A 16,741-nucleotide genomic window follows, 5' to 3' on the forward strand; every position below is an offset into this window, starting at 1 on the left:
TGCGCGTTTTGCGTACCTGGAGGGGCGCAAAACGCGCACGAGGGGAGCTAGCCGTTTCGTCCGACAAGGCGTTGGGTAGCCCTCGGTGCATGAATACGAACGGACGTGCTCCCGCCCGTCGGCGTCGCTTCGGCTCCGAGTCCATGATCACCGCGCTTGCGGCGGTTGCCGCCCTCGGGGCTCTGGCCGGATGCTCGAACGACCCGGTCACCACACAGGACTCCGGCGCAGCGGAGGAGGTCGGCACCATCGACTTGCAGAATGTCTCTGTCGGAGCCGAACTCACCGGTGCCACACCCGAGGGTTCCGCCTCGGCGTACGGCAACGCAACGCTCGAATTCACAGCCGTGAACGAAGCCGAGACCGAGACCGACAGACTTCTCGAGATTTCCTCTCCTGCAGCGACTTCAGTGTCGATCGACGCCACGGCGGACCAGCTCGTCATCGAACCGGGCACGTCCATCGCGGCCGGGCAGGCGGTGGAGAACCTGGACGCTGGAGACGACGGAACCGACCGTCCGTTCACCGTGGCGCTCGAGTTGGCAGACGGAGAACTCGCGCCGGGAACCTCGATTCCATTCACCTTCGAGTTCGAGCGCGCAGGATCCGTCACCGTCGACGCCCCGTTCGACGTATACGAGCCAGGCGAGTCGACCGACACGGCGCGCCCCCTTCCTCCGGAGGTCACCCCCGCGCCGTGACGCACGTCGGCGGCCCGAACGGGGCGGATCGCTGCGGGCCGACCCGTTCGGATCTAGGATCAGCGGCATCATGCTGCAGTCCGCGCGCACTGCCCCGCCCCATCGGGTCCCTCCGACGGTGGCCCTCGCGGGCGCGACCGTCTGGAACCGGCGTGAGGCGTACTGGTTCTTGATCGGTGTGATCGTTCCAGCCGCCTGCTGGTCCAGGTATCCCGCGCTTGTGCCCTACGTGTTCACGGTCGTGTTGCTGATTGCCCTGGGAATCCGCGTCGGGAATTGCGTGCGGTGGATGTCGATGCTGCGCTGGGGAGTGATCGCCGACGTCGAGACCGTGGACACCGCCCTGCGCGGCGCGGGCAATCTTCGCCTCGCGCACGCCACCGGCTGGAACGTCCAACGACGTTGGTACACAGGGATTGTCACCGAATCCGCGGTGCGGTACCGGGCCGGGGAGGGGTGCGGTCACCTGTTCGTTCGGGGACTGCCGTTCACGACCGGTGTGGTGCTCGCTCACTCGAAGCAGCCGTGGTCTGCCATGGCCATCAGTGACTTTCCGTGTGACCTCTACCTGGACGGTAAGGGTCGCTGGGCGGCGTCGTTCCCGAAAGGTTTCTGGAAGCAGGCACTGGCGACAGTGGCACTGTACGGCTGCGCCGTCGCCGGGTTGATCGTGTCGCTCGGGTATCGCTGACGACGGTAATCGGCTCCCCAGACTTGGATTCAGGCCTCCGATTGCAGGCTGATTTTCGGAACTGAGGAGCCGATTCGCGACGGAGGACTACGGCAACGACGGAAGCTGCTTGTCGATCAGCCATGCGTCCCACAGAGTTCGGGGACAACCGAAGCGGGAGGCGAGGTCGGTGAAGTCAGCGGTTGCCACGGTGGAGTAGCGGTACTTGGAGGTCCATTCCTGGATCAGTCCGAAGAAGCGCTCGTCGCCGATGGTGCGTCGTAGTGCGTGCAGGGCCAGCGCGCCGCGCTTGTAGACGCGATCGTCGAAGATGCGCTCCGGCCCCGGATCGGTGAGCTGCAGATCCATCTCGAGCCCGCGCTGAATGGTGTGCGCCCGCTTCGCCTTGTCGTGAGCCGTTGCGCCGCCGGAGTTCTCGGCCCAGATCCACTCCGAGTAGCAGGCGAATCCCTCGTGCAGCCAGATGTCGGCCCACTTGCCGAGGGTCAGCGAATTGCCGAACCACTGGTGCGCCAACTCGTGCGCCACCAGACGCTCGTAGTACCGGGAACCCGAACAGTGATTGGCCCCGAAGATCGACAGCCCCTGCGCCTCGATCGGAATCTCCAGGTCGTCGTCGGTCACCACCACGGTGTACGACGCGAAAGGGTAAGGGCCGTAGAGCCGTACGAAGGTGTCCATCATCTGCGGTTGACGACCGAAGTCGTGGTCGAACTGTGCGCGCAGCCGCGGGGGAGTGATCGCCTTCATCGGCACCGGACCCGGGCTCACGATGCGATGCTCGTACGGACCGATCTGAATGGTCGCGAGGTACGTGGCCATCGGCTCGGGCTGCTCGTACACCCAGGTGGTGCGACTGGCACGAGTCTGCTTGCGTACCAACGTTCCGTTGGCCACCGCGTAGTACGGCGAATCGGTGGTGATGGTGATGCCGTAGCTGGCCTTGGACACCGGATGGTCGTCACACGGAAACCACGACGCGGCACCGTTCGGCTGACTGGCGACGAGCGAGCCCTCGGTGAGCTCCTCCCAACCGACCTCACCCCACGAACCGTTGATGGGCTTCGGAGTTCCGCCGTACGTCACCGTCACGACCAGCGCCGCGCCCGACGCGATGGGCTTTGCCGGCGTGATCTTCAGCTTGCCGCGCTGGTGGCTGAACTTCACCGAACGCGACCCGTTGACCGATACCTTCGACACGTTCATCGCCGGGCCGAGATCGAACGCGAACTTCGACACCGTCGCAGTGGTGACGGCGGTGATCTTCGCCTTGCCCGCCAGCCGGTTGCTCTCCACCTTGTACTCGAGGTCGAGCTCGTAGCGTGAGACGCGGTAGCCGCGGTTGCCGTTCTGCGGAAGATACGTATCGATGGGGTTGTCACTGGAATCGACGTCGAACACCGGTGCCACCAGCCTGCCTGCCACGATCACCCCTCGTTTCGGTCGTCGCGAATACGCGGAAAGGGATCACCCTTGGCCCACGGCGCGATCGGATTGCCTTGCCAACGAGTATGCGCGGGAACCGTATCGCCGCGCATCACCAGGGAGGCAGGGCCAACCGTCGCACCAACACCTATACCCGATGCGGGCAATGCGACACAGTGCGGTCCCAAGGTTGCCCCTGCGCCGAGATCGACCGTGTCCATGGACATGATCCGATCATGGAACAGGTGCGTCTGCACAACGCACCCTCGGTTGACGGTCGCACCGTCGGCCAACGTCACCAGATCGGCCTCCGGCAACCAGTACGTCTCGCACCACACACCGCGGCCGATGTCGGCACCGAGCCACCGCAGCCACATGTTGAGCACCGCGGTGCCCTCGGCCGCGCGCGCGAACCACGGCGCGGCGACGGTCTCGACGAACGTGTCGGCCACCTCGTTGCGCCACACGAACGAGCTCCACAGTGGGTGATCGGTCTTGCCGATCCGGCCCACCCACAACCACTTCGCCAACGCCGACACCGCCGCGGCCACGAAACCGGCGACGAGTAGAACGATGCCACTGAGCAGCGCAGCCAACCAGTACCCGACGGACTCGGCGATGGCGGTGAGACCGAACAGCACTCCGAGCCCGATCCCGAACGTCACGACGACGGGAATCAACCGGCACGTCTCGACGAGGGCACGGGCGATCTTCAACTTCCGAGGCGGATCGAACGTGCGCGACGAGTCCGCGCTACCGGCCGCTCGACGCAGTCGCACCGGTGGGCTACCGAGCCACGACGAGCCCGACTTCGCCTTGTCCGGCGTCGCGGACAGCACCGCGACCAAGCCGTTCTTCGGCACGGTTCGCCCGGGCCCGGTCATGCCGGAGTTTCCGAGGAACGCTCGCTTGCCCACTTTGGCGTCGCCCAGGTGCATCCAGCCGCCGCCGAGTTCGTAGCTGGCGACCATCGTGTCGTCGGCGAGGAAAGCGCCGTCGGCGACGGTGGTGAACTTGGGGATCATCAGTACGGTCGACGCTTCGACGTCCTTGCCGATCTTCGCGCCGAGGAGTCGGAGCCAGTGCGGCGTCAGCAGCGATGCGTAGAGCGGAAAGAGGAACGTGCGCGCCGAGTCCATCAACCGTTCGGTGGCCCAGACCTGCCAGCCGATGCGGCTGCGCACGGGGTGGTATCCGCCGACGAGTCCGATGCTGAGCAAGCGCACCGCAACGACGGTGATCAGTGCGAACACCGCCAGCGACACCAGCGTCGCGACGGGCAACATCACCAAGCCACGTTGGAAGGCGTCGAACACGGAGTCGGCGGTGTGGATCCACCACCCCATCAGCACGAGGCTGACGCCGATGGAGAACAGTGCCATGCCGGACAGGAAGAGGGATGCGACGCCGTACGCGAGTACCCAATGGGTTGCGCGCGGGGGTGTTTCGGCGGGCCACGGATGATCGGCCTTGCCGACCTTCTGCGCCGGCGAACCGGACCACATCTGGCCGGCTTTCACCCGTCCGACGACGGCTGAGCCGGCGGTGACGACCGCGTTCTTGCCGACCTTCGTTCCAGGCAGGAGTGTCGAGCGGGCACCGACGGTGGCACCGGCACCGATCTCGATGCCGCCGATGTAGACGAGATCACCGTCGATCCAATGTCCGGACAGATCCACCTCGGGCTCGATGGAACAGCCGTCGCCCAGCTCGAGCATGCCGGTGACCGGCGGCAGCGTGTGCAGGTCGACGCCTTTGCCGATCTTCGAACCGAGAGCCCGCGCGTAGTAGACCATCCACGGCGCACCCGAAAGATTGGAGGCACCGCTGGCATCGGTCAATCGTGTTGCCGCCCAAAGTCTTATGTGCATGCTGCCGCCGCGTTTGTACGCGCCGGGTTTCAATCCGGCCAACAGGATGCGAGATCCGATCACCGAGATCGCCATTCGCCCGACCGGCGTGATGAAGAAGAGGAATGCCAGCAGAATCCACCACCACGACAGCGTCGGAGCCCACGACACGTCGCCGAACCACGACATGACGTTGAACAGCAACCCCAACCAGGTGACCCACTGCAACCCGGTCAAGGTGGTCAACGGAACCGTCGCCAGAATCTGTGCCCACTGGGCGGTGCGCGATGTGGGGGCGACCTCACGTGGAATTGCCTCGACCACCGGCTTCAGGTCGTCGAGATACTGTGCGAGCGAACCCAATCGGGGATGGTCGTACAACTGCGCGACGGTGACCTCGGGGAACCGCTCGCGCAACGCTGTCACCAGCTGCGCGGCCGACAAGGATCCGCCGCCGTTGGCGAAGAAGTCGGCGTTCTCGTCGTTGACTTGAGCGCCGAGGATGTTGGTCCACAGCTGCGCCACCCACCCCGCCGTGCCGCCGAGAGCCGACGCGCCCGCCGAGCCGGGCAATGGCCACGGCAGCGCATTGCGGTCGACCTTGCCCGAGGTGCGCGTGGGCATCTCCTCGACCAACGCGAGCCGTGGAACCAGCGCCGACGGCAGCTGCTCGGCCAACAGCGTTCGGGCGGCTTCGAGATCGAAATCGGGGTCGGTACTGGCGAGGTAGCCGACGAGAACCGAGTTACCCGCACCGGTCTTGCGCACGGCCGCGGCGGCACCGCTGACGCCCGGAAGTGCTTGCAGCGCATTGTCTATCTCGCCGAGTTCGATGCGTCGACCACCGAGCTTGACCTGATCGTCGGCGCGGCCCTGGAAGAGCAGGCCTTCGAGTTCGAGTTTGACCAGATCGCCGCTGCGATAAGCCCGCTCCCAACCGAGGGAGGGCATCGGCGCGTACTTCTCGGCGTCCTTGGCCGGATCGAGATACCGCGCCAGACCGACGCCACCGATGACGAGTTCACCGATGTCACCCACCTGCACGGGAGCGCCCGACGCGTCGACCACCGCCAGGTCCCACCCGTCCAACGGCAATCCGATGCGGACGGGACCCTTCCCGTCCATGATGGCCGCGCACGCGACGACCGTTGCTTCGGTGGGGCCGTAGGTGTTCCAGACCTCGCGGCCCTCGACGGCGAGTCGCTCGGCCAGCTCCGGGGGGCAGGCTTCGCCGCCGAAGATGAGCAGCCGCACTGCCTCGAGTGCGACCGCGGGCCACAGCGACGCGAGGGTCGGCACCGTCGAGACGACACTGATGTCGCGGGAGACGAGCCACGGACCGAGATCGAAGCCGGACCGCACCAGCGACCGCGGCGCGGGCACCAGGCACGCACCGTGCCGCCACGCCAACCACATCTCTTCGCACGAGGCGTCGAACGCCACCGACAGGCCGGCGAGTACGCGATCACCTGGGCCCAACGGATCCTTCTGTAGAAACATGCGCGCCTCGGCATCGACGAACGCCGCCGCGTTGCGATGACTGACCGCAACGCCCTTGGGCGTACCCGTCGAACCCGAGGTGAAGATGACCCAGGCATCGTCCTCGGGGGTAGGCGGTCGGGCGGCGTCCTGGGGTACGTCTTGTTTCGGGGCGGTACCGGCCGCGATACCGCCTGCGGTGACGATGGCCGTGACCTTGGCCTCGCCGAAGACGAGCTCGGCACGCTCTTCGGGGTCGTCCGCGTCGACCGGAACGTACGCGGCACCGGCGGCAAGGATGGACAGAATGGCCACGTAGAGCGAAAAAGAACCCGACGGCATACGGATGCCGACGCGATCGCCGCGCCGAACGCCCGCATTGGCGAGCCATTGAGCGCCCTCGGCGATGTCGTCCAACAGCTCCGAGTAGCTGACCGACACCGCGCCGTCGTCGATTGCCGGGGCGTCGGGAAAGCGATGGGCGGTCTCGCGGAGAACGTCGATGAGCGTCCGGGCGGGAGGAGCGAGCGACGAGCGAAGAAACGCCGCCGGGGCAGGCGCGATGTCCGCGCTCGAACCCGGCAGATCGTTCTCTTGATGCACAGACAACCGGGCGTCCTTCTCGTTCGTTGGCAAGTGACTCTGTAGTGCTGGCGAGCAGCAGCGCCGTTGGTTATCTCACGTTCTGTTTGCCAGCAGGTGAACGAGCGCACGCTCCTACCGCGGAAATCCTACTGCTGCAGACGTGTGAGTCCCGGCTTGACAAAACTGCAGCGGGTTTGCAATGGTTCTGCCCACGGTCACGAGTACCAGCATCAAGCCCCGGCTTGCTGGTCGGCAACCCTCCTTCGCGGTGGGGTGCTCCGGGTGACGACCAGGCTGACGCCGGAAAACCGGCGCGGCAAGCGCGGACTCGTTCACGAACTCTTCGGTTGCGGGTCCCTCGAACGTGAGGGCTTGATCTGTCATGACGTCTGTACTTTCCCGCCCCTGTGCTCCTTTTGCCCCTGTTTCGGGCACGGATCTGCAGGTACCCCTGGTTCAGGGTGGCACGTGCACCTACGCCAACTTCGACTACGCGGCCAGCGCACCGGCCCTGGCGGCAGTGACCGATCGGATCGCGGAACTGCTGCCGTTCTACTCGAGCGTGCATCGAGGTGCCGGCTACGCCTCGCGGGTCTCGACGGCCGCATACGAGAAGGCTCGGGTAACTGTCGCCGATTTTGTTGGTGCGCAGAATGATTCGGTGGCGGTGTTCACGCGGAACACCACCGACTCGCTCAACCTGCTGGCTGCGTGTGTGCCGGGCGACACCGTGGTGCTCGATATCGAGCATCATGCGAACCTGCTTCCGTGGCGTGATCGCCGAGTGGTGGTGGCCGCATCGTCACTGGCCGAGACCATCGCGCGTCTCGACGCCGAACTGGCCGCGAAACCCGCTGCGCTGCTGGCGATCACGGGGGCATCTAACGTCACTGGTGAGGTCCTCCCCATTGCGGAACTCGCCGCACTGGCGCATCGCCACGGTGCCAGGATTGCAGTGGACGGTGCTCAGCTCGTTCCGCATCGCCGCATAGACATCGCGGCACTCGGCGTGGACTACCTCGCCTTCTCCGGGCACAAGCTCTACGCCCCGTTCGGGGCGGGAGTGCTTGTGGGCACACGTGATTGGCTCGACGCCGGTGAGCCGCACCTGGCCGGTGGCGGTGCGGTTCGGAGCGTGAGCATCGATCACACGGAGTGGGCCCCAGCGCCTCAGCGCCACGAGGCCGGCACCCCCAACGTGCTCGGAGTGGCCGCACTGGCCGCAGCCTGTGAGGCCATTGCAGGATTCGACGACGCCGAGCTGCAGGCACACGAGCACGAATTGTCGTCCCGACTGCGGTGCGGCCTGGCTGATCTGGACGGCGTCGAACTGCTGCAGGTGTGGGCCGACGCGCCCGATACCGTCGGCATCGTCACCTTCACGGTGGCCGGACGCGACCCGGGTGAGGTGGCTGCGTACCTCTCCGCCGAGCACGGCATCGGAGTGCGGGACGGAAAGTTCTGCGCGCACCCGCTGCTCCGCCGGCTGGGCCATGCGGACGGCGCGGTTCGAGCCAGCATCGGTCTCGGCAGTTCCTCGGCCGATGTCGACCGACTCGTCGACGCGCTTGCCGCCCTGGTCGAGTCGGGACCGAACTGGGACTACGCGGAGGACGCCGGCTGGTGGAACCCCGTACCCGACCCGCGACCGTTCCCCGACCTTGCTGATGGTGCCGCCGGGGTTGGATCCCCGTGCACCCCCTCGGACGGTTAGCATGGCGTCATGACCGTGAGTGTCGCGTGGCTGGGCAACCGCCACTGGTGCAACAGATATGTGGATCTGTGCCGCACTGCGTCCGGCTCGTGTTCGATTTCGGCTCCGCTCCGACCGAATGCGTTCTCCGACTTCTAGAATCAGGACCACCACTCATGTCGCACAACCACACTCGCATCGCCGTCGAATTCGATGAGATCTGGTCCGAACTGACCGTGGGTCCGGATGCGAACATTGTCCGGATCCAAGCCTCCGACCTGCGGGAAGCGCAGCAGCAACGCGCGCGGCTACGCGCCGAAGCCGTCGAGCGCGGCGAGTCGGCCGACAGCACGGCGGTGTTCCTCGACCTCGAGGTACACATCGCGGCCGATGCGCGGACGGCTCGCCGTGAGTTCGGCGGGCTGGACGCGCCGATCAGCCCGTCGTCCATCCGCTACGTCGGCACGCCGTCGGGGTTGGCCAGTCTGATCTCCGACGTCACCGCAGCCGACGTCGCCGACGGGGTGACGCTGCAGGTCCACGACGACGTGAATCGGCAGTCGACATTCCTGAGCTCCGGGGTTCTGCCGCTGCTCGGCGCTCGCGGTACTCGCTTCGACGTCGACACGGTCGACGAGGTCCTCGGCGCATCGAGCATCGCACCCACGCTCGCATCCTGAGGTTCGACGTCGGCGGGGTCAGGTCACGTCGATCGCCAAGCCTGCGGTGATCCGCAACAACTCGGTGTACGTGGACCGAAAAATCGTGTTGATGTGGCCGGCCGCGGCCCACACCTCGGCGAACCCGGCCAGATCCTGATCCACGAACGTATCCAGGTTCGTGGGGTGACCGACCGGGGCGATACCACCGATCGGCTGCCCGGTCGCGTGTTTTGCCGTGTCGAGATCGGCCCGCGCCAGCCTGCCACCGAGGCGCTCACCCGTGTGCTCGAGGTGCACGTTGTGGGCTCCGGACACGAGCAGCAACACCGGCTCGTCGTCGAGTAGAAACACCATCGACTTCACGATCGCACCCACCTCGACGCCGAGTGCCGCAGCAGCATCGGCGGCGGTGTGGGTGCCCTCCGGACTGTTCACCACCACCCCGTGATGACCACGAGAAATCAGAGTGTCGGCAACATGGGCTGCATTCGGATGAAGTAGCCGGGACATGAGCCAATGCTATTGCCCCGACGCCGTTTACGCAGAGAGCTTGCTTAACTGGGTCATTCCGCAGGCTCCACTCCCGCGAGATCACCGAACAGTCTCAATCGCGCCATGCCGCCGTCGGGAAAGATGTCGAGTCGAACCTCCGAAACCGGAGTGTCGTGGTCGAGTACGAAGCGATGCCGGGTGTCGGGCTGCAACGTCGTTCGTGGCAACAGCTCGATCCACTCGCCGTCCCCGAGCCGGCCGCGCAACGACGCGGCACCCGGCGCGTTGCCGAGGAAGCACGTGGTGTCGAGCTCTGCGAGCCGAATGAGTCCGGCACCCGCCAACTGCACCTGGACCCAGTCGTTCGCGTCGTTGCGTCGACGCGAGGTCTCCCAGCCCTCGCCCATCGACCGCGGAGGACCGGGGAACAGCAGATTGTTGGGGGAGCTGTAGAACATGTTGGAACACGCCGAGACGTGGGCACCGTTCTCGAGTGCGGCCAGGTCGACCGGGCCGGCCGCGAGGAATTTGGGGTCGGGCTTGCCGCGTCCGAGGACCCGCAGGCGAGCCACTCCGCCATCGGGATAGATCGACAGCTTCACATGCGTCCAGCGGGCGTCGGAGGTGACCTGAAATCGGTTCTCGCTGTCACCGTTGACCGGACTACGCGCGACGATGGTGGTCCACTCGGTCTGCGTGCGTAGCTCGTCCGGCGAGAGAAACCCCTCGACCTCGGCGGCCTCGATCGAAATCTCCGGTGGATAGTTGCCGGTGAACCACGAGGTGTCGACGACGATCGCCGAGACGACGCCGGGTGCCCCGAGACGCACGATGGCCTCGTCGTATCCGGCCTCGCGTCGCCGCCGCGTCTCCCAACCGTCGTAGATCTGTCCCTTGTGCCCGAACGTCGCCGTCGAATAGTCGGCTTTGCCCGGACTGACGAGATTCTCCTTCTCCGCGAACGTCTCGTCGTTCGCCCACACGACTGCGCCTCCGAGAGTGCGGACGGCGAGATCGGGCAGTGGCAGGGGGAAGGTGGCAGTCATGGGATCACACTTTACTGGTCTCGCGTGAGCTCACCGGGTTGTGTGCACGCCGACGCCGCAGTGCCGCGGCACCCAGGAGTGCCACCCCGACCAGGATGTAGAGCGCCAGTCCGAGTGCCGGCTGCCCCAGCCCCGTGCCGGAGAAGTACACGATGCTGCGCACGCCCTCGGTGCCGATGCCGGGGGTGATCCAGCGCCCGATCGAGGCGTAGAGCGACGGCAGCACCTCGGACCCGAAAGCTCCTCCGGCGCTGGGGTTTCCGAGGATCACGAACAATACGATCGCGGCGGGAACCGCGGCCACACCGATCAGGGCGCGCAGGCCCATGGTGACCAGTCCGGTGGCGAAGACCACGCCGGTACCCAGCAGGGTGAGTGCAAACCAGTGACCGGCAAAGGTTCCCAGAACGTGGGTGGTGAGGAACGCTCCGAGCGCACCGGAGGCGAGGGCGTACACCGCGAGAATGCCGACCTGAATGCAGGTTTCGCGACGCGAGGACGGTGCCCCGATCAGTAAACCGAATGCGGCGGCCAGCAGATAGCCGCCGACGACCCAGCCGACCGAGAGGTAGAAACCGGTCAACCCTCGGTTGTCGTGCACTCCGACCGGGATCTCGTCGCGAACCACGAACTGACGGCCTTGTGCGGATTCCACCTCGCTGAAGATCGATTGCAAGGCGGTGGCCTCGGAACTACCTGCCGCGCCGGCGGTGATGAGCGTGTCCGTTCCGTTCGCACCGACGACGAAGGCCCCGATGATGTCCCGGTCGCGGAGCAGCGAGCGGACCTCGGCGGTATCGGCTGCGGTGCGTGCGTCGAGCGGCGCGCCGTCGATGGCGTCGAGACGATCGGCAGTCTGCTGATCGAGTCCTTCCGGGAGGCCGCTTTCGGTCACCACCGCGATCGGGATTGCGTGTGGCGTCGGCTGATGGAACGCCGAGACGTAGCTGAGGATGAATCCGAGCTGCAGCACCAGGACTGCGGCGGCGAGCAGTGACATCTTGCGCATGGGTGAACTCCTGAACCGTGTCGAGACCCGCGAGCCTTGTCGATACCCGAGGTATTCAATACTCTAGGTATCGTGATTGCCGAGGAGCAAGAAAAGTGGGGGCCGACACAGTCGCAGCGACGACCGCAGCGAGCCGACGTACAAGACCGATTGCTCGCCGCCGCTGCCGATGAGTTCACCGAAAAAGGTTATGCTGCAGCAAAACTGGCAGATATCGCGAATCGCGCCGGCTTCACCAAGGGGGCCGTGTACTCGAACTTCGAGTCCAAACAAGCCCTGTTCGCCGAGTTGCTCGCCAAACGCTCACTCGACCTCGCGGCCCGCGTGCTGGCCCACATTTCCGATCTGGACTCCGGCGCGGCAGCGGGAGCGGGCGGTAACGAGATCGCGTCGTGGGTGGTCGCCGAACCCCGCTGGCCGCTTCTGACCGTCGAGTTCGGCATCCTCGCCGGACGCGACCCGGCCGTCGCCGAGCGCTACCGCACCGACCGTCGAGCGCTGCGGCGCGAGCTCGAACGACTGATTGCCGAACGCGCGGACCAATGGGGCGTCGGCGAGAAGTTCGATGCCCGACGCGTCGCGACGTCACTGACGGCCCTGATCTCCGGATTGGCCGTCGAACACTCGGTGGATCCGGAAGACATCGACGAGGGCGTGATCGCCGACGCGGTATCCGAACTGTTCGCCGGAGCGATAGCTAGAGCACATCTCGATTGAGGGAAGAGCGACCGGGTACTACGGGAACATGACTGCTCAGAATCCCGATCCCGATGAGACTGCCGGACTCGAACCAGGCGGTGGCGTGACGCCGGGCGACACTCCTCCAGCCGAGACAGCAGTCGGTGGACCGAATCACGAACCGCCGCAGCGCAGCCGGGTCATGCCGATCGCGATCATCTGCATCGTGGCATTGCTGGCCATTGTGATCGCCGGTGGATTGATCGGTCGCGTCGTCGGCCTGTTCGGCTGAAAGCTCGGCGATTTCAAATTTTCAGTACCGAGGCCAACCACCCTCGGGGCCCAGAAGGCGGTTCAGTCGAATGTGGTTGATCTCCGCGAGTTCGTTGCGCATGATCTTGCGCTCGGTCCGGTCGTCGTTGTCGAGTCGGTGTCCCAGGTCCACCAAGATCTCGCGCGGCTCGAACCCCTCGGGTCCGAACATCACACTGGCAACGTACGGAAATCCGAATCGCTCGTCGTAGGCGCGAGCAGCCGTGACCAGCGCTCCGCGGGTGTCCGAATCCATGGCCGCACACACCTTGCCGGGCTCCGGCAACGTCGCTGCCAGTGCATCGATGTCGCCGTCCGACAGCTCGGCCAGTTCGGCGTCGGCTGCGGAGAACAGGTCGGCGCGAGAGCGATAGCTGCGGCCGTCGGCCACCCTGGACGCCCACGCCACCGAGCAGCAACACTCGTACAGCGCATGCACTGCCTTGCGACGCGGCAGGTCGTTGAACGTCTCGAGTCCCAGTCCCTGGTGCATCAGCATGTGTAGATAGTGGGCCGACTGCGCTGCACATACCAGAGCTGAGCAGGGACTTAGCGCAGACGTTACGCGCCGTAACATGCGGTGCGGCAATCTTCGGCGATCCCGCTAGGCTCGCAACCATGACGGAACGTACCTGGAAAGCTTTCTCCGTGGAGATCGCGGACCACATCGCGCAAGTGACACTCCTCGGGCCCGGCAAGGGCAACGCAATGGGCCCCGACTTCTGGACCGAGAGCACCGAGCTGTTCACGCAGCTCGACGCCGACCCCGAGGTTCGGGCAGTGGTGCTCGCAGGCTCCGGCAAGAACTTCACCTACGGACTGGATCTGGCCGCGATGGCAGGCACGTTCGGTCCTCTCATGGCAGACAAGGCGTTGGCCGGTCCGCGAACGTCCTTCCACGACACCATCAAGACGATGCAGAAGGCGATCAACGCCGTCGCGGATTGCCGCAAGCCCGTCGTTGCAGCGATCCAAGGTTGGTGCATCGGCGGTGGCGTCGACCTCATCACCGCCGCCGACGTGCGATACGCCAGCGCCGACGCGAAATTCAGCGTGCGAGAAGTACGAGTGGCGATCGTCGCCGACATGGGGTCTCTGGCCCGGCTCCCCGCGATCATCGGCGACGGCCACCTCCGCGAGCTCGCGTTGACAGGTAAGGACATCGACGCGGCCCGCGCCGAGAAGATCGGCCTGGTCAACGACGTGTTCGAGGATCACGATGCCACCCTCGCCGCCGCCCGTGAGTGCGCCGCGGCCATTGCCGCCAATCCGCCGCTGGTGGTGCAGGGCATCAAGACCGTACTGGACCACTCCCGCTCCTCCGGTGTCGACGACTCGCTGCGATACGTCGCCGCCTGGAATGCCGCTTTCCTCGCCTCGCACGACCTCACCGAGGCGATCACCTCGGTGTTCGAGAAGCGGCCGGCTCAGTTCACCGGTAGCTGACGTGGTCGAGTTCGCCGAGGAGTTGGGTACGCAGCTGGTTCGACTACAGCGACTACGCGAGCGCAACATCGCGCAGATCTCGTCGTCGGGTGGCGTCGAGGGTGCCGCGTACGTCTGCCTGTTCCGGCTCTTGCGTGACGGACCCATGAGGTCCAGCGAGCTTGCCGCGATGGTGAATTCGGACCCGTCGACGGTGAGCAGACAGGTGGCTCAGCTCGTGGAACTGGGCCACGTCGAGCGGTTGCCCGACGAGCGGGACGGCCGGGCCTTCGTCCTCGCGGTGACCCAGTCGGGCCGGGAAGTGGCCGCGGCGATTCAGGAACGCCGAACCGAGTCACTCGGCAGAGTCATCGAGAAATGGGACCGGGACGACAGATCGGCGCTGGTGGGGCTGTTGGATCGATTCTTGACCGATTACGAAACCGTCAGGCTGGACCTGCCCGATCAGCGCGCGGGTAACGTCTGAGCCGCGAAAGACCGGAAACGCGTCGGATGTCACTGCCGTAACGGATGGAGGGAATGTGGTGCCAACCGATCACGACAGACCTCCCCAGTCCTCCGGCACGGGATCGGAATCGGGTTCGGTTCGACTCGAACGCCGCGTTGCCCGAGGCATCGCAGTTCTCGTGCCGTCGTTCGGCTTGATCGGTGTGATCGTGATGCTGTCCTCCGACGGACCCGTCGGCCCGGCCGCCGTCGCAGCGTGTACAGCGGTGCTGCTCTCGACGATCCCGGTGGGAGCCTGGTGGTGGCTACGCTCGGTCGACGCGTCGCACATGCCAGGGTGGTTCGTGGTCTACGCCGACGTCGGCGTGTCCGTGATGCTGCTGACCTTCGACGACCGGGATCTGGCCCTCTACGGCGCAGCCCTGTTCTCGGTCATCGGCACCTATATCGCCTACTTCTCGCGGCGCAACGTCCTCAAGTTCCACACCGCATTCGTCAACACCGTGATTCTTCTGCTCGCTGTGCTGGCCGTCGTCGAGCAGCCGGACGATCCCGCGTCGATCGTCGCGCGGGCCCTGGTGACCGTGTTGGTGGTCAACTCGGTGCTGGCGTTCCGAGCCGTCATTCAGCGCCAGCTCGACCTCGCCAACACCGACTCCCTGACGGGTCTGCTCAACAGGCGAGGCCTGGAACTGCGGCTGGACCGAATGATGGCCCGGTTGACCGACGAGCAGTCGGTGGCGCTGATGGTGGTCGATCTCGATCAGTTCAAGCGGGTCAACGACACCTACGGTCACGCCATGGGGGACCGGGTCCTACGCCGAACGGCCCGGCGCCTCACCACCGCGACCGGTAGACGGCCCTGCGTCGCGCGCACCGGGGGCGAGGAGTTCACGATCGCGGTCCCGGTCTGCGAGTACTCGGCCGACCACCTCGCAGACGGTATCCGTGAGTCGGTGCACGATTCGGGCGACGACGTGCCGGTCACGGTCAGCGTCGGTGTCGCCGTGCTCGATGCCGCTCGCTGGCGGGCGGCAGTGTCCTCCTACGGTGCAGCCGAGCTGGTGCACAACGTGCTGCTCGACGCCGATACGGCGATGTACGAGTCGAAGCACGCGGGTGGAAACAGAACGACGGTGTATGCCGGCGATTGATCGCCGGCACACACCGTCACTCGTTCGGGGAGAACGATCAGCGCAATGCGCTCTTGGGGTCGTTCCACAACTGGTCCGTGAAATCCTCGAGCGCGACGAGAACGATGGTGTCCTCGGTGCGGCGCAGGATCGACTTGCTGGCGCGTACCTGAACGACGTCGCCGGTCTTGTCGGTCATTCGCCACAGCGAATCCGCGCGGGTGGCCACTGTCGTCAGGAACATGTCTGCGACGTTGACCCCCTCCGGTGCCCGGTCCGGAAAGATGTCGTGCAGGTGGAAGTCCACGCGTTCGGTGCGGTCGAGGCCGAACAGATCGTCGAAGGCCTCGTTCGCGAACACGATCGCACCGCTGGGATCGACAGCGAGGATCGGCACCGGAATCCGGTCGAGAACGACCGTCACCGGCAGATCGGGAAACTGCGTCGGATCCGAGATCGGCCGCGAGTCGAGATTGCGCCGATCACCGGGGGCACCGTTGGAACTGCTGTCGGTCATAGGTCTCCCCAAACTGTGTTTCGTCGGCGCGCGGCCGAAGCGAAGTGTGTAGTGCCGAAACGATCAGTGACCCGGATTGTCCGTCAAGCGCTTGAAGGATGCAGCGATTTCGGCCTCGGCCTCTGCGCGCCCCACCCAGTCTGCCCCGGTGACGTGCTTGTTGGGTTCGAGATCCTTGTAATGGACGAAGAAATGCTTGATCGCGTCGAGTTCGAACGTCGATACGTCACTCAGATCCTGGATGTGATCCCAGCGGGTGTCGCCTGCCGGTACGCACAACACCTTGTCGTCACCGCCGGCCTCGTCGACCATCTTGAACATCGCGACAGGGCGCGCCTCGACGATGACACCCGGGTAGACCGACTCCGGCAGCAGCACCAGTGCGTCGAGCGGATCGCCGTCCTCGCCGAGCGTGTTCTCGATGAAGCCGTAATCGGCTGGGTACGCCATCGCGGTGTAGAGGTAGCGGTCGAGGCGCACACGTCCGGTGACGTGGTCGACCTCGTACTTGTTGCGCTGCCCCTTGGGGATCTCGATGGTGACGTCGAACGGCACGTGCAGTCCTCACTGTCTTC

General features: G+C 65.6%; 18 protein-coding genes and 1 riboswitch. Of the genes, 10 read left to right on the forward strand and 8 right to left on the reverse strand.

The window, feature by feature from the left end; translation table 11 throughout:
- Positions 1–89: 89 nt before the first annotated feature.
- On the forward strand, positions 90–701 hold the full coding sequence (locus AC5WEY_RS07760; RefSeq protein ID WP_495645357.1) for a copper chaperone PCu(A)C domain-containing protein: 612 nt from the start codon (positions 90–92) through the stop codon (positions 699–701).
- A 70-nt stretch (positions 702–771) separates the two neighbouring features.
- Entirely contained in the window at positions 772–1,392 is a 621-nt protein-coding gene (locus tag AC5WEY_RS07765; protein ID WP_495645358.1) for a hypothetical protein, read from the forward strand.
- An 87-nt stretch (positions 1,393–1,479) separates the two neighbouring features.
- On the opposite strand, the gene AC5WEY_RS07770 is transcribed toward AC5WEY_RS07765, so the two are convergent.
- The gene (locus AC5WEY_RS07770; RefSeq protein ID WP_156399440.1) at positions 1,480–2,817 is read right to left on the reverse strand and encodes a M1 family metallopeptidase; all 1,338 of its coding nucleotides are present in this window, start codon (positions 2,815–2,817) and stop codon (positions 1,480–1,482) included.
- Positions 2,818–2,819: 2 nt separating this feature from the next.
- The gene (locus AC5WEY_RS07775; RefSeq protein ID WP_495645555.1) at positions 2,820–6,749 is read right to left on the reverse strand and encodes a Pls/PosA family non-ribosomal peptide synthetase; all 3,930 of its coding nucleotides are present in this window, start codon (positions 6,747–6,749) and stop codon (positions 2,820–2,822) included.
- Positions 6,750–6,944: 195 nt separating this feature from the next.
- Positions 6,945–7,060, forward strand: a riboswitch (SAM riboswitch).
- A 53-nt stretch (positions 7,061–7,113) separates the two neighbouring features.
- On the opposite strand from AC5WEY_RS07775, the gene AC5WEY_RS07780 reads away from it, so the two are divergent.
- From AC5WEY_RS07780 to AC5WEY_RS07790, 3 genes are read left to right on the forward strand one after another with little or no spacing between them, the layout of a single operon-like run.
- A complete protein-coding gene (locus AC5WEY_RS07780; protein WP_057476724.1) occupies positions 7,114–8,445 on the forward strand; it encodes an aminotransferase class V-fold PLP-dependent enzyme in 1,332 nt (443 codons plus the stop codon).
- Positions 8,446–8,454: 9 nt separating this feature from the next.
- Positions 8,455–8,583: a hypothetical protein gene (locus AC5WEY_RS07785; RefSeq protein ID WP_254925613.1), complete on the forward strand. Its 129-nt coding sequence runs from the start codon at positions 8,455–8,457 to the stop codon at positions 8,581–8,583.
- A 17-nt stretch (positions 8,584–8,600) separates the two neighbouring features.
- Positions 8,601–9,104 (forward strand): hypothetical protein, encoded by a 504-nt coding sequence (locus tag AC5WEY_RS07790; RefSeq protein ID WP_495645359.1) that lies wholly within the window; start codon positions 8,601–8,603, stop codon positions 9,102–9,104.
- A gap of 18 nt (positions 9,105–9,122) precedes the next feature.
- Here AC5WEY_RS07790 and AC5WEY_RS07795 read toward each other — a convergent pair whose 3' ends face one another.
- The 3 genes from AC5WEY_RS07795 to AC5WEY_RS07805 are packed head-to-tail and all read right to left on the reverse strand — an operon-like array spanning position 9,123 to position 11,633.
- A complete protein-coding gene (locus tag AC5WEY_RS07795) occupies positions 9,123–9,596 on the reverse strand; it encodes a YbaK/EbsC family protein (protein ID WP_057476722.1) in 474 nt (157 codons plus the stop codon).
- Positions 9,597–9,649: 53 nt separating this feature from the next.
- On the reverse strand, positions 9,650–10,624 hold the full coding sequence (gene alc, locus AC5WEY_RS07800) for an allantoicase (RefSeq protein WP_057476721.1): 975 nt from the start codon (positions 10,622–10,624) through the stop codon (positions 9,650–9,652).
- 4 nt (positions 10,625–10,628) lie between these two features.
- Complete coding sequence (locus AC5WEY_RS07805) at positions 10,629–11,633, reverse strand: hypothetical protein (protein WP_495645360.1); 1,005 nt, start codon at positions 11,631–11,633, stop codon at positions 10,629–10,631.
- Positions 11,634–11,705: 72 nt separating this feature from the next.
- On the opposite strand from AC5WEY_RS07805, the gene AC5WEY_RS07810 reads away from it, so the two are divergent.
- Both AC5WEY_RS07810 and AC5WEY_RS07815 read left to right on the forward strand, forming a co-directional pair.
- Positions 11,706–12,350, forward strand: a complete 645-nt coding sequence (locus tag AC5WEY_RS07810) for a TetR/AcrR family transcriptional regulator (RefSeq protein WP_082520887.1) — start codon at positions 11,706–11,708, stop codon at positions 12,348–12,350.
- A gap of 28 nt (positions 12,351–12,378) precedes the next feature.
- Positions 12,379–12,603 carry a DUF6480 family protein gene (locus AC5WEY_RS07815; RefSeq protein ID WP_057476719.1) on the forward strand — a complete coding sequence of 75 codons (225 nt, stop codon included), beginning with the start codon at positions 12,379–12,381 and terminating at the stop codon, positions 12,601–12,603.
- A gap of 21 nt (positions 12,604–12,624) precedes the next feature.
- On the opposite strand, the gene AC5WEY_RS07820 is transcribed toward AC5WEY_RS07815, so the two are convergent.
- Positions 12,625–13,122, reverse strand: a complete 498-nt coding sequence (locus AC5WEY_RS07820) for a 2-oxo-4-hydroxy-4-carboxy-5-ureidoimidazoline decarboxylase (RefSeq protein ID WP_057476718.1) — start codon at positions 13,120–13,122, stop codon at positions 12,625–12,627.
- Positions 13,123–13,241: 119 nt separating this feature from the next.
- Here AC5WEY_RS07820 and AC5WEY_RS07825 point away from each other — a divergent pair, with 119 nt between their 5' ends.
- Genes AC5WEY_RS07825 through AC5WEY_RS07835 form a run of 3 tightly spaced genes read left to right on the forward strand, consistent with a single transcriptional unit; the run spans position 13,242 to position 15,670 of the window.
- A complete protein-coding gene (locus AC5WEY_RS07825; protein WP_495645361.1) occupies positions 13,242–14,069 on the forward strand; it encodes a crotonase/enoyl-CoA hydratase family protein in 828 nt (275 codons plus the stop codon).
- A 1-nt stretch (position 14,070) separates the two neighbouring features.
- Positions 14,071–14,535, forward strand: a complete 465-nt coding sequence (locus tag AC5WEY_RS07830; protein ID WP_057476716.1) for a MarR family winged helix-turn-helix transcriptional regulator — start codon at positions 14,071–14,073, stop codon at positions 14,533–14,535.
- Positions 14,536–14,593: 58 nt separating this feature from the next.
- Positions 14,594–15,670: a GGDEF domain-containing protein gene (locus AC5WEY_RS07835; RefSeq protein WP_495645362.1), complete on the forward strand. Its 1,077-nt coding sequence runs from the start codon at positions 14,594–14,596 to the stop codon at positions 15,668–15,670.
- Between the two features lie 37 nt (positions 15,671–15,707).
- Here the strand turns inward: AC5WEY_RS07835 and AC5WEY_RS07840 are convergent, their stop codons facing one another.
- Positions 15,708–16,166 carry a PAS domain-containing protein gene (locus AC5WEY_RS07840; protein WP_057476715.1) on the reverse strand — a complete coding sequence of 153 codons (459 nt, stop codon included), beginning with the start codon at positions 16,164–16,166 and terminating at the stop codon, positions 15,708–15,710.
- Positions 16,167–16,229: 63 nt separating this feature from the next.
- Positions 16,230–16,721, reverse strand: coding sequence for an inorganic diphosphatase (locus AC5WEY_RS07845; RefSeq protein WP_032380124.1), 492 nt, complete (start codon positions 16,719–16,721; stop codon positions 16,230–16,232).
- Positions 16,722–16,741 lie beyond the last annotated feature (20 nt).

The sequence above is a fragment of the Rhodococcoides sp. S146-33 genome (genome assembly GCF_059489205.1).